This is a genomic window from Streptomyces sp. NPDC001407 (genome assembly GCF_042895325.1).
Taxonomy (GTDB): Bacteria; Actinomycetota; Actinomycetes; order Streptomycetales; family Streptomycetaceae; genus Streptomyces.
The window spans coordinates 11,609-23,638 of the sequence record NZ_JBIAWF010000021.1; the positions used below are offsets into that span (position 1 = coordinate 11,609).

At 73.0% G+C, this 12,030-nt stretch carries 9 protein-coding genes; all 9 read left to right on the top strand.

Going from position 1 to position 12,030, the window contains the following annotated elements; translation table 11 throughout:
• Positions 1-16 precede the first annotated feature (16 nt).
• The 9 genes from ACFY1P_RS25610 (at position 17) to ACFY1P_RS25650 (ending at position 12,012) form a co-directional block, all read left to right on the top strand.
• Positions 17-4,108 carry an amino acid adenylation domain-containing protein gene (locus tag ACFY1P_RS25610; RefSeq protein WP_390751977.1) on the top strand — a complete coding sequence of 1,364 codons (4,092 nt, stop codon included), beginning with the start codon at positions 17-19 and terminating at the stop codon, positions 4,106-4,108.
• A gap of 111 nt (positions 4,109-4,219) precedes the next feature.
• On the top strand, positions 4,220-5,374 hold the full coding sequence (locus ACFY1P_RS25615) for an acyl-CoA dehydrogenase family protein (protein ID WP_390751978.1): 1,155 nt from the start codon (positions 4,220-4,222) through the stop codon (positions 5,372-5,374).
• A gap of 257 nt (positions 5,375-5,631) precedes the next feature.
• Complete coding sequence (locus ACFY1P_RS25620) at positions 5,632-6,792, top strand: acyl-CoA dehydrogenase family protein (protein ID WP_390751979.1); 1,161 nt, start codon at positions 5,632-5,634, stop codon at positions 6,790-6,792.
• Positions 6,793-6,828: 36 nt separating this feature from the next.
• Positions 6,829-7,662 (top strand): AzlC family ABC transporter permease, encoded by an 834-nt coding sequence (locus ACFY1P_RS25625; RefSeq protein WP_361535544.1) that lies wholly within the window; start codon positions 6,829-6,831, stop codon positions 7,660-7,662.
• On the top strand, positions 7,663-7,983 hold the full coding sequence (locus tag ACFY1P_RS25630; protein ID WP_361535541.1) for an AzlD domain-containing protein: 321 nt from the start codon (positions 7,663-7,665) through the stop codon (positions 7,981-7,983). It abuts the gene before it with no gap.
• 162 nt (positions 7,984-8,145) lie between these two features.
• On the top strand, positions 8,146-9,399 hold the full coding sequence (locus ACFY1P_RS25635) for an acetyl-CoA carboxylase biotin carboxylase subunit family protein (protein ID WP_390751980.1): 1,254 nt from the start codon (positions 8,146-8,148) through the stop codon (positions 9,397-9,399).
• Positions 9,400-9,502: 103 nt separating this feature from the next.
• Positions 9,503-10,372: an AraC family transcriptional regulator gene (locus tag ACFY1P_RS25640; protein ID WP_361529737.1), complete on the top strand. Its 870-nt coding sequence runs from the start codon at positions 9,503-9,505 to the stop codon at positions 10,370-10,372.
• A 174-nt stretch (positions 10,373-10,546) separates the two neighbouring features.
• A complete protein-coding gene (locus tag ACFY1P_RS25645) occupies positions 10,547-11,065 on the top strand; it encodes a toxin-antitoxin system HicB family antitoxin (protein ID WP_361529725.1) in 519 nt (172 codons plus the stop codon).
• Positions 11,066-11,175: 110 nt separating this feature from the next.
• Complete coding sequence (locus tag ACFY1P_RS25650; protein WP_390751981.1) at positions 11,176-12,012, top strand: DUF4097 domain-containing protein; 837 nt, start codon at positions 11,176-11,178, stop codon at positions 12,010-12,012.
• Positions 12,013-12,030 lie beyond the last annotated feature (18 nt).

Below are 12,030 nucleotides of genomic sequence, written 5' to 3' on the forward strand. Positions count from 1 at the left end.
GAGGTTGACGAGGGACATGGCTGAGACAGAGCGGGGCACGGCGGCGGGACAGGGACTCTCCGACGTCAAGCGCAAGCTGCTGGAGATGAAGCTGCGGCAGAAGCGCGCGGAGAAGGCCGAGCGCGACCGGATCGTCGCGGTGGGCCGGGACGGCAAGCTCGCCGTCTCCGAGCAGCAGCGCTATCTGTGGTTCCTCCACCAGGTCGCGCCGGAACTCCCGGTGTACAACGTGCCGTTCGCCCTGCGGCTGCGCGGCGAGCTCGACACCGCCGCGCTCACGGCCGCGCTGGGCGCCCTGGTCGCCCGGCACGAGAGCCTGCGCACCCGCTTCGGCAGCGAGCGCGGCGTGCCCTTCCAGACGGTGACCGAACCGGCCGCCTGGCCGCTGCCGGTCACCGGCCTGGGGGACGACGGCGACCCCGAGGAGCGGCTGCGGCAGCTCGTCGACGAGGAGGCCGGGCGCCCCTTCGACCTGGAGACGGGACCGGTCTTCCGCTCGTCGCTGTTCCGCGTCGCCGCGGACGACCACGTCCTGCTGCTCGTCATGCACCACATCGTCACCGACGGCTGGTCCGTCGGCCGCGTCACCGAGGAGCTCGCCGCGCTCTACGAGGCGGAGCGCACCGGCACCCCGGCGAAGCTGCCGGAACTGCCCGTACAGCCCGCCGACTTCGCCGCCTGGCAGCAGCGCTGGCTCACCACCGACGCGCTCACCGAGCAGGTCGACTACTGGCGGAAGGCACTCGACGGCCTGCCGACCGTGGACTTCCCCGCCGACCGCGCCCGCCCCGCGCAGCCCACCTGGGCCGGCGCCGTCCTGGAGCGCGAACTCCCGGCGGAGCTCGGCGAGCGGCTGCGCGCGTTCGCCGCCGAACAGCGCGCCTCGCTGCTGTCGGTGATGCTGTCCGCCTTCGCCGTCGTCCTCGGCCGCTACACCGGCCAGCAGGAGCTGTCCCTCGGCTCCGTCTTCAGCGGCCGCACCCGGCCCGAGACCGACCCGCTCGTCGGCTTCTTCGCCAACACCCTCGTGCTGCGCCCGGACCTCACGGGCAACCCCGCCTTCACCGAGCTGGTCGCCCGCTCCAACCGCGGTGTCCTCGGCGCCCTGGAACACCAGGACGTGCCCTTCGGCACCCTCGTGCAGGAGCTGCGCCCGGAGCGCGACCCCAGCCGCAACCCGCTCTTCCAGATCAGCTTCACCCTGCTCACCGGGACGATCGTGGGCACCTTCGCCTTCGGCGGCCTGGAGGTGGAGGAACTGCCCGTGCAGCAGGGCAGTTCGCGCTTCGACCTCGCCTTCCAGGTGATCGACCGGCCGGGCAGCGACCTGGGCATCTGGATCGAGTTCTCCACCGACCTCTTCGAGCGCGACCGCATGGAGCGGCTCGTCGAGCACTTCCACAGCGTCCTGGCGCAGGCCGTCGCCGCGCCGGACACCCGCGTCGACGGCTTCGAGGTGCTGCCCGCGCACGAGCGGGACCTCGTCCTGCGCGAGTGGAACCCCGCGCCGCGAACCCGGCCCACGGAAGGCACGCTGCTGCACGAGCTCGTCGCCCGGCACGCCGCCGAGCGGCCGGGCGCCGTCGCCATGCGCTTCGAGGGCGAGCAGCTCGACCACGGCGAGCTCGACGCCCGCGCCAACCGGCTCGCGCACCTGCTGCGCGAGCGCTGGGGCACCGGCCCCGACCAGGTCGTCGGCGTCCTCCTCGACCGCGGCCTCGACCTCCCGGTCGCCCAGCTGGCGATCCTCAAGGCCGGTGGCGCCTGGCTGCCGATCGATCCGCAGTACCCCGCCGACCGCATCGCCCACCAGCTCGCCGACGCGGGCGTGCGCACCGTACTGACCACCAAGGACCTGGCCCACCTGGTGACCGGCCCGGTCGACCACTGGTGCATGGACGACGCCGCCGGGGAGCTCGCGGAACTGCCCGCCGAGGCGCCGGCCGTCGACGTCCGCCCCGACCACCTCGCGTACGTCATCTACACCTCGGGCTCCACCGGCAAGCCCAAGGGCGTGCTGATCTCCCACCGGGCCGCGGTGGGCTTCGTGGAGGGCGTCCGCGAGCTCTTCCGGATCACCCCGGACGACCGGCTGCTCCAGTTCGCCAACCCCGCCTTCGACGTCAGCGTCTTCGACTTCTACGCCGCACTCGGCTCCGGCGCCGCCGTCATCGGCGCCCCGCGCGAACGCCTGCTGAACCCGGACGCCCTCCAGGAGCTGATGCGGACGGAGCGGGTGACCGTCGCCGACGTGCCCCCGGCCGTGCTGCGGCTGCTCGACCCGGCGCCGCTCACCGACCTGCGGGTGCTCTTCGTGGGCCTGGAGGCGTTCCCCGCGGAGCTCGTCAACCGCTGGAGCGCGCCCGGCCGGGACTTCCACAACGGCTACGGCCCGACCGAGGCCACCGTCGCCTGCGTCGACTACCTCTGCCCGCCCGAGGGCCTCACCTCCGCGCCGCCGATCGGCCGCGCGATGGCCGGCCACCGGGCGTACGTCCTGGACGCCACCTTCCGGCCGGTGCCGGTCGGCGTGCCGGGCGAGCTGTACGTCGCCGGCACCGGGCTGGCCCGCGGCTATCTGGGCCGCCCGGACCTCACCGCGGAACGCTTCCTGCCGGACCCCTTCGCGCAGACGCCGGGCGAGCGGATGTACCGCACCGGCGACGTGGTCCGCTGGCGGCCCGACGGCAATCTGGAGTTCCTCGGCCGCGCCGACCGGCAGGTGAAGATCCGCGGCCTGCGCATCGAACTGGGCGAGGTCGAGCACGCGCTCACCGGCCTGCCCGCCGTGCGCCAGGGCGTCGTCGTGGTGCAGGACCAGGGCACCCCGCACGCCCGGCTCGTCGCCTATGTGGTGCCCGAGCCGGACAGTGGGCCCGGCCTCGACGGCGAGCGCGTCCGCCAGGAGGTCGCCGACCGGCTGCCGCTGCACATGGTGCCCGCGGTCGTCGTCCTGCTGGACGCCCTGCCGCTCACCCCCAACGGCAAGGTCGACCAGAAGCGGCTCCCGTTGCCGGAGGCGCGCGGCGAGCAGGAGCACACCGCGCCCGCGACGCCCACCGAGCACAAGCTCGCCGCCCTGTGGACCGGGCTGCTCGGCGTCGACGGCGACCGCCTCAGCGTGCACGACAGCTTCTTCGGCCTCGGCGGCAACTCACTGAACCTGATCCGCCTGACCACCGCCGTCAAGCAGGAGTTCGGCGTCACCCTGGAGGTGCGCCGCCTCTACCTCGCGCCGACGGTGCGCGGTATCGCGGCACTGATCGACGAGCACACCGCGCCCGTGGCCGGGGGCCCGGACATCCTGGTGCCCCTCAACCCCGAGGGCTCGCGCCCGGCGTTCTTCTGCGTCCACCCGGCGGGCGGCGCCGCGGTGCCCTACATCCCGCTGGCCCGGCTGCTCGGCGACGACCAGCCGTTCCACGGCCTGGAGGCGCCCGGCCTGCACGGCGGCCCGACCCCGCGCACGCTGGCGGAGTTCGCCGCGCTGTACGTCGCGGCCGTCCGCGAGGCCCAGCCGGAGGGCCCGTACCACCTCGGCGGCTGGTCCGTCGGCGGCGCCGTCGCGGCCGAGATGGCCGCGCAGCTGCGCGACGCCGGGCAGGAGATCGGCGCGCTGCTCCTCTTCGACACCGCCACCCCCGGCGAGGGATCGGGCGCCGACGGAAGCGCACCGGACCACGCCGAGCGCCTGGCCTCCTTCGTCCACGACCTGGCCCACCTGCGCGAGCGGCCGGTGCCCGACATCGGCCTCGCGCACCTGCGCACGCTCGGCGAGGACGAGCGGACGGACCACGTGGTGCGCCTGCTGGAGGAGAGCGGACTGGTCCCCGAGGGCGTACGGGGCGAACTGCGCGCCCGCATCGAGGTGTTCCTGGCGACCACCGAGGCCGTACGCACCCACGTGGCGCGCCCGGTCGACGCCCGGATCACTCTCCTCGGCGCGGCTGAGGAGGACAACGTCCCGGTCGCCCTGTGGCGCGAGCTGGCCGGGCGCGGCGCCGACCACGTCGAGGTACCCGGCACCCACTACACGATGCTCCAGCCGCCCCACGTCGAGGAGCTGGCCCGCGCGGTGCGCCGGGCGCTCGACGCGGCGGCGGGCTGAGCGCACCGGGTTTGGAGCGGGCCTCGCGCTGAAGGTCGAGCGTTCTTCGAGCAGTTGTCGAGCGGTTTCCGAGCAGTCTTCGAGCAGTCTTCGAGCAGGAGGAGTGGAACGGTGGAGTTGGAGCCGACGGCACAGCAGCGGGAGTTCCGCGAGCGGATCTGCGCGCTGCTGTGCTCGGAGGAGGTCCGTGCCGAGGTCGCCGCGGTCCGTGGCGCGCGGGACGCGGAGCCGGGGCTGCTCGACGTCTACCGCAGGCTGGGCGAGCGCGGCTGGCTCGCGGTCAACTGGCCGCGGGAGTACGGCGGTCTGGGCGGCACCATCCAGGACAAGGCGATCCTCACGGAGGAGCTCATAGCCCACGGTGTGCCCGACATCGTGCACACCCTGAGCATCGACATCGTCGGTCTCGCCCTGATGATGTACGGCACGGACAGCCAGAAGAGCAGGCTCCTGCCCAGGATCGCCCGGGGCGAGGGCGCCGCGAGCATCCTCTTCAGCGAGCCCGCCGTCGGCTCCGACCTGGCGTCGCTCCAGACCCGGGCCGAGCCGGACGGCGACGGCTGGCGGATCCACGGGCGCAAGGTCTACAGCATGAAGTCGCACCTCGCCGACTTCGCGCTGTGCGCGGCCCGCACGAGCGAGTCCGAGGTGAAGTACCACGGCATCACGCTGTTCGTCGTGCCGCTGAAGACCCCGGGCGTCCTGGTGGACCCGCTGTGGAACCTCGGCGACGAACGGTTCGGTGACGTCACCCTCACCGGCATCAGGGTCACCGAGGACGATGTCGTCGGCGAGGTCGACGGCGGCTGGGAGGTCATCAACAGCGTCCTCGGACTGGAGCGCACGGGCGTCGAGTTCGAGGCCAAGGCGTGCCGCTGGTTCGACGTGCTGCTGCGGCACGCGGCCGACACCGGACTGCTCGACCACCCGGTGCACGGCCCGCGGCTGGTCGAGCTCGACGCCTGGGTGCGCGCCGCCCGGCTGCTCGCCTGGCGCTCGGTCACCGAACTCGGCGAGCACGCGAGCGACGACGTGCACAACGCCATGTCCAAGCTGATCACTTCGGAGGTCGCCCAGGACGTGGCACAGGCCCACCTGGACCTGACGGGCCTGGACGGCGTGCTCTCCCGCCACGACGCGTCACCGACGGCCGCCGGCGCGGGCGAGGCGGCCTACCGCGAGGCGGTGGGCCTCACGCTGGCATCGGGGACGTCGGAGGTCATGCGCTCACTGATCGCGTCGACGGGGTTGGGCTTGCTGGCGTGACTTCCGCACCCACCTCAGCCAGAACCAGCCCGTCCGGCGTTTGAGGACGCGCACGCAGTGCGCTACCGCCGCTGGGGGCACCTCTGGGGGCACCCCCGGACGGAGTCCGGGGGAGGTAGCTGGGGGAGGCAACGGGCCCGCACATCGGGGTCTGGGGCACGCGCCCCCACGCGGCGGAGCCGCACATCAGATGCAGCCGGGAAGGGGCGGGGCTGGGGAACAAAACCCGCCGACCAGCACGTACGGAGACCACCAACATGAAGATCACCCCCACCCCGGAGCAGCGCACCCTGCGCGAAACGCTCACCGAGTTCCTCGACGAAGAGCTCACCCCCCTGGTGCGCCGCATGGCAGACCGCTCCCCCTACGCGAACACCGAGGACGCCCCCGACATCCGCGCCATGATCCACCAGGCGCTCACCGACCTGGGCCTGCCCGCCCTGTCCCTCCCGGAGGGACAGGGCGGGCAGGGGCGCCCCCAGGAGGCCTGGGCGGTCGCCGCCGAACTGCTGGGCGCGGCCCTGTACCAGGGCCCGCTGCTGGACACGGTGACGGCCGCCGAGCTCCTGGCGCGTACGGCCGCGGGCGGTGCGCGTGACGAGCTCCTGCCCGCCGTCGCCGACGGCACCCGTATCGCGCTGGCCGTACGCGAGCACGGCACCGGCACCACCGCCGTCCCGGCCCGGCTGACCGTCGGCCAGGACCGGAAGACGATCTCCGGCACCCGGACGTTCGTCGGTTTCGTGCCGGAGGCGGACCACCTCCTGGTGGTCGGCCACGAGGGCAGCACGGTGCGCGCCGCGCTCGTACGGCCGGACGCACCCGGGGTGACCGCCCGGCGCCACGAGGAGCTGGGGCGGGGCGAGCTGTACGCGGTCGTCTTCGACGCTGCCCCGGTGGACAGTTGGCTGGAAACGGACGCCGGTGCCACCCTCGCGGAGGACTGGCGGACGGTGCTCGACGCCGCTCGCGTCCGGCAGGCGGCCTATCTGGTCGGGCTCGGACAGGGCGTGCTCGACCTGGCGGTCTCCTACGCGAAGTCCCGCAAGCAGTTCGGCAAGCCCCTGGGCCACCAACAGGTGATCGCCCTGCGGCTGGCCGACCTCACCGCCCGCCTCGACGCCGTACGGCTCGTCGTGCGGGCCGCGGCGTGGGCCGTGGACCGGCGCACGGGCGCGGTCCGGCTGGAGGCGGCGCAGGCGCTCGCCATGGCGGCCGAAACCGCGCGGAAGATCACCGCGGAGGTCATGCAGGTGCACGGTGCGTACGGGATGACGGAAGACAGCGACGCTCAACTGTTCTATCGTCGCGCCGCGGTGGAGTCTCTCCGCCTGGGGTCACCCGCCGAGCTGCGCGGCGAGGTGGCCCCCTTGCTCAAGGACCGACTGACCGGCCTGGTGCACGCGCAGTCCGCGTGAATTCCCCAGGTGGCCATGTGGAGGGAGGTGGACCCGTTGGACGAGCCCGTAGGCAGCGGGACCAAGGAGCCCGGTGCGGTGGACGAACGCGCCGGCACGCGTGAGCCGGTGACGGCCGGGACCGGCGGCGGGGACACCGGCGCCGGGGGTGCGAGCACGCACCGGGCGGAGTTCTGGGCGGGCGCGCGGGCCATGACCCCGTTCATGATCGGCGCGTTCCCCATGGGCATCATCGCCGGGGCCGCCGGGATCGCCGGGGGCGTCGGCTGGGCGGGCACCGTCGCGATGGCCGCCGCCGTCAACTCGGGCACCGCGATGCTGGCCGGCCAGCAGCTGCTCCGCGACGGGGTGGGCTGGCCGATCATCCTCCTCACCACCCTGGTGCTGAGCCTGCGGATGATGATCTACGCGATCATGCTCCGGCCGCACATGCGCGACCTGCCGCAGCGCTGGCGCGCGCTGCTGGCCTTCGGACTGGTCGACGCGGTGTTCTTCGTCGTCGTCGACAAGTTCAAGACACTGACCGGCATCCGGGACCGGCAGTGGTATTTCCTCGGCGCGGCCATGGCGATGTTCGCCAACTGGATCACGTCCCTCGTGCTCGGCATGATCCTCGGCTCGGCCGTACCGGACATCGCCCACCAGGGCCTCGAATTCCCCATGACGGCGATCTTCATCGCCATGATGGCGGGGGCGATGGTCAATTGGAAGGTGTGGGCCGCCGTGCTCGGCGCCGGAGCGCTCGCCCTGGCCGCGCACCCCCTGCCGTACAACCTCGGGCTCGTCGTCGCCACGCTCGGCGGCGCGGCCATCGGCGCGGGCTGCGACACGTGGGAGAAGAAGCGCGCGAAGTCAACGGAGGTGGCCTGAGTGTTCCTGACCCTGCTCATCATCGGCATGGCCGCCTGCGCCTTCGCGACGCGCTACCTGCCCATCGTGCTCTTCCAGGACCGCGAACTCCCCGACGCGGTGAAGACCGCGCTGAACTACGTGCCGGGGGCGGTGCTCGCGGCCCTGGTCTTCCCCGAGGTCGTCACGCCCATGTACGAGGGCGGCGGGGAGTGGGCGGTCCCGACGCTGATCGGCGGCGTGGTCACCCTGATCGCGGGCCGCCTGATCAAGAACTTCCTGGCGGTGGCGGCGATCGGCGTGGTGACCTTCTTCGTCCTGCGGCAGTTGCTGGGCGGTTGAGCGGTCCTCCGGGGCGGGCCTCGTTCATTCGGGTGCGGGGCGCGCCTTTCCACGCCACCGCCGCGCCGCGGTGTCCTCAGAGGCCCGACGGGCCGGATCGCGCACCCGCACAAGACACCTCCTGAGGACACAGCAGTCACCTCCCACCCGAAAGGCAACCGCATGCCACCCCGCCTCGCCGTCGTCCACGACAACGGCTCCGTGACCCCGCTCCAGCTCGCGGCCGCCGCCTCCGGCCACTGCGAACTCGTCCTCCTCTGCGACCCGTCCGTGCCCGCCGTCGCGAAGGACCTCCCGCTGCTTGCGCAGATCGGCACCGTCGTGGAGTTCGACGCCGCGTCACCCCTGGCCGAAGCCACGGTCCAGCGGCTGGAGGCCCTCGGCCCGGCAGGGATCACGACCTTCAGCGACCGCGTGCTGGAGGCCACCGCCGCGCTCGCGGAGCGCCTGGGGCTCGCCTTCCACTCGCCGGCCACGGCAGCGGCCCTGGCCGACAAGCACCTCCAGCGAGCCACCCTCGCCGCCGCGGGAGTGCCCGCGCTGCCCCGCTACGCCGCCGTCTCCGCGCCCGGGGACGCGGCGGCGGCCGCAGCAGCCGTGGGCGCCCCTGCCGTCGTCAAACCGCGGCAGGGCGCGGGCAGCCGCAACACCGTCCTCGCGCGGACCGTGGCGGACTGCGTCCGCACGGTGGAGGAGCTGCTGGCCGCGGGCGAGAGCGAGTTGGTGCTGGAGGAGTACCTCGTCGGGGACCCGTCCGTCGCGGGCCCGCGGTGGGGCGACTACGTCTCGGTGGAGTCGGTGGCCGTGGGCGGCCGGATCGTCCACGCGGGCATCACGGGCAAGCCGCCCCTGCTGGACCCCTTCCGTGAGACCGGCGCCTTCTTCCCCAGCAACGTCGACGCCGTCACGGCCGCCCGGCTCACCGAGGCCACCGAACAGGCGCTGCGCGCGCTGGGGGTGACGTCCGGCATCGCCCACACCGAGTTCAAGCTGACCGCCGACGGCCCGCGCCTGATCGAGGTCAACGGCAGGCTGGGCGGTTTCATCGACGACACCGTCGGCCGGGCCACCGGCTTCCCGATGCTCCGTACGGCCCTCGACTGCGCCCTGGGGCGCGTCTCCGCCGACCTCACCGCACCGGTGCACCAGCGCATCGCCTTCCAGCGCTTCTTCGCCCCGCCGCTCGACGCCCGCGCGATCGTTTCCATGACGGGCGTCAAGGAGACGAAGGCGCTGCCGGGCGTCCGGCGCGTCGAGGCCGTGCGCCGTCCCGGCGAGCCGGTCGACTGGCGTGAGGGCACTCAGGCGTTCGCCGCCATCGTCTACGGTGAGGCCCCCGACCACGGCGCCCTGGCGGAACTCTTCGACGCGATCGACAAGACGCTCGTGGTGACGTACGACCGCGGCTCCGGCTGACGCGTCGCCGGCGGTGCCACCCGACAGGAACGGGCACAGGAAGTCGGGTGCGACAGGCCGCGGACTTTCTAGCGTGAAGGTCGTAAGAGAGAAGGAGACCGGAGTGCTGGAACAGCTCAACCAGGCCCTGGAGCACATCGAGGGCCGCCTCGACCAGCGGATCGAGGGGGAGGAGCTGGCGCGGCTCGCGATGACGTCGGAGTACCACTTCCGCCGGATGTTCTCCGCGCTCGCGGGGATGCCGCTGTCGGAGTACGTCCGCCGCCGGCGGCTGACCGTCGCGGGCGCGGACGTGCTCGCGGGGGAGCGGACGCTGCTGGAGATCGCGGTGCGGTACGGCTACACCTCGGGAGAGGCGTTCGCCCGCGCGTTCCGCGCCATGCACGGCATCGGGCCCGGCGAGGCGCGCCGCACGGGCGCGGCGCTGCGCTCACAGCCCCGGATGTCCTTCCGACTCGTCGTCGAAGGAAGCAGCAGCATGCGATATCGGATCGTGGAAAAAGAAGAGTTCCGTGTGGTCGGCAGGAAGGCACGGGTGCCTCTTGTGTACGAAGGCGTGAACCCGGCCATCGCCGCGTTCATCAAGGGCATGGGCAAGGAGACGCACCAGCGCATCCACCGGCTGTCCGACCAGCAGCCGGAAGGCATCGTCTCGGTCAGCGACCAGCTCTCCGAGGGCCGGGAGGAGGGATCCGAATTCGACTACTACCACGCCGCGGTGACGGGCGCGCCCGCGCACGAGGTCCCCGAGGACATGGACGCGCTCACCGTCCCGGCGGGCACGTGGGCCGTCTTCGAGGACTCCGGCCCGTTCCCGCAGTCGCTCCAGCACATGTGGCGGGACGTGTTCACGCAGTGGTTCCCCTCCAACCCGTACCGGAGCCGGCGGGGGCCGGAGATCCTGCGCACGGAGCTGTCGCAGGAGGGGGCGCGGGCGGACGTGGAGCTGTGGATCCCGGTGGAGCGGGACTGAACACCGGCCGGCGGTAGGCCGGATCGTCGGAAGGGACGGGCACCGTGCTGTCGGCCAGGCAGCGGGGTGCCCGTCCGCGTTCCGGAGCGTTCCGGAGCGTTCCGGAATGGCGGATACCACAACGTGGTGCCACAATGGCTCGCCATGGTGCCATCGATGTGCCATAGTGGTGTCATGGACCTCACGCCCTACGTCGACAATCTCCGTCACGAGCTCGCGGTCGCCGCGGACGCCGGTGGTGAGGAGGCCCGCGCGCTCGCGGACCGGCTCACCACACCGCTGGAGTCCGCCGCCCGGCTCATGCTGCTGAACGCGCTGTCCGCCGCGATGGCGGAGGTCACCGGCGATCTCGCGCCCGGCTCGGTCGACGTGCGGCTGCGGGGCCTCGACCCGGAGTTCGTGGTCACGGCCCCGCCCGCGCAAGGGCCGTACGAGCGGGCCGGCGAGCCGGAGGCCGCACCCGTGCCGGCCGCGGTCCCGGAGGGGGAGGACGGCGCCACCGCGCGCATCAACTTCCGCCTCCCCGCGCATCTGAAGGCGAAGGCAGAGGAGGCCGCGGGCAAGGAGGGCCTCTCGGTCAACGCCTGGCTGGTACGCGCCGTGGCCGCCGCCCTGGAGCCGGGCGGGAGCCCCCGCCCCGCCGCCCGCGGCCGCAGCGCGGGCGGGCAGGTGTACACGGGCTGGGTGCGCTGACTCCAGGGCGCCGGGCACCACTTCTCATCACCCCGCGAGCCGCGGGGGTCACCACCCCCGCCGGGCGCGGGGACACAGAGACGTACACGAGCCACCAGGACGGGACAGCCATGCCAACTTTCGACACACCCGGACCCATCTCCGTCATCTTCGAATTCGACGCCGGCATCGCCCGGATCGTCGCCGGCAAGCGCACGGACACCGTCGTCGAGGTGCTGCCGGGCAACTCCGCCAAGGCGGAGGACGTCCGGGTCGCGCAGCAGACCAAAGTCACCTTCGCGGGCGGCAAGTTGCTGGTGAAGGCGCCCAGGAAGCGCTCCGTGTTCGGCAAGAGCGGGGCGGTCGAGCTGACCGTCGAGCTGCCGGCCGGATCGGACGTCCAGGGCTTCGCGCCCATGGCGGACCTCATCTGCGAGGGCGTCCTCGGGGACTGCCGGCTCAAGACCTCGCTCGGTGACATCCAGGTCGCCCAGGTGGCCACCGCCGACCTGAGGACCAGCCACGGCGACATCCGCGTGGCCCGCGTGGCGGGCGACGCCGACATCGTCGGAGCGGGCCGGATCGAGATCGGCGAGATCACCGGCACGGCGTCGGTCAAGAACGGCAACGGCGACACGGAGATCGGCGAGATCACCGGAGACCTGGTGACACGCTCGGCCAACGGCGCCATCTCCGTCGGCGTCGCACACGGCGGGGTCGAGGCCAAGTCCGCCAACGGCACCATCCGCATCGGCGAAGTGGCACGCGGGAAGGTCACGCTCCAGGGCGCCTCCGGCGACCTCGAGATCGGCATCCGGCACTCCACCGCCGCCTGGCTCGACGTGAGCACCGGCGTCGGCACCGTGCGCAACTCCCTCGGCCCGGCCGACGGCCCCGAGGACGGCGAGGAGACCGTCGAGGTGCACGCCCGCACCTCGGTCGGCGACATCGTGATCCACCGCTCCTGACCACCCAGCGCGCTCTCC

Coding starts and splice junctions, on each gene's coding strand:
- ACFY1P_RS25635 (WP_390751980.1), top strand. CDS start 8,146: ATGCCACCCCGCCTCGCCGTCGTCCACGACAACGGCTCCGTGACCCCG.
- ACFY1P_RS25650 (WP_390751981.1), top strand. CDS start 11,176: ATGCCAACTTTCGACACACCCGGACCCATCTCCGTCATCTTCGAATTC.
- ACFY1P_RS25610 (WP_390751977.1), top strand. CDS start 17: ATGGCTGAGACAGAGCGGGGCACGGCGGCGGGACAGGGACTCTCCGAC.
- ACFY1P_RS25645 (WP_361529725.1), top strand. CDS start 10,547: ATGGACCTCACGCCCTACGTCGACAATCTCCGTCACGAGCTCGCGGTC.
- ACFY1P_RS25620 (WP_390751979.1), top strand. CDS start 5,632: ATGAAGATCACCCCCACCCCGGAGCAGCGCACCCTGCGCGAAACGCTC.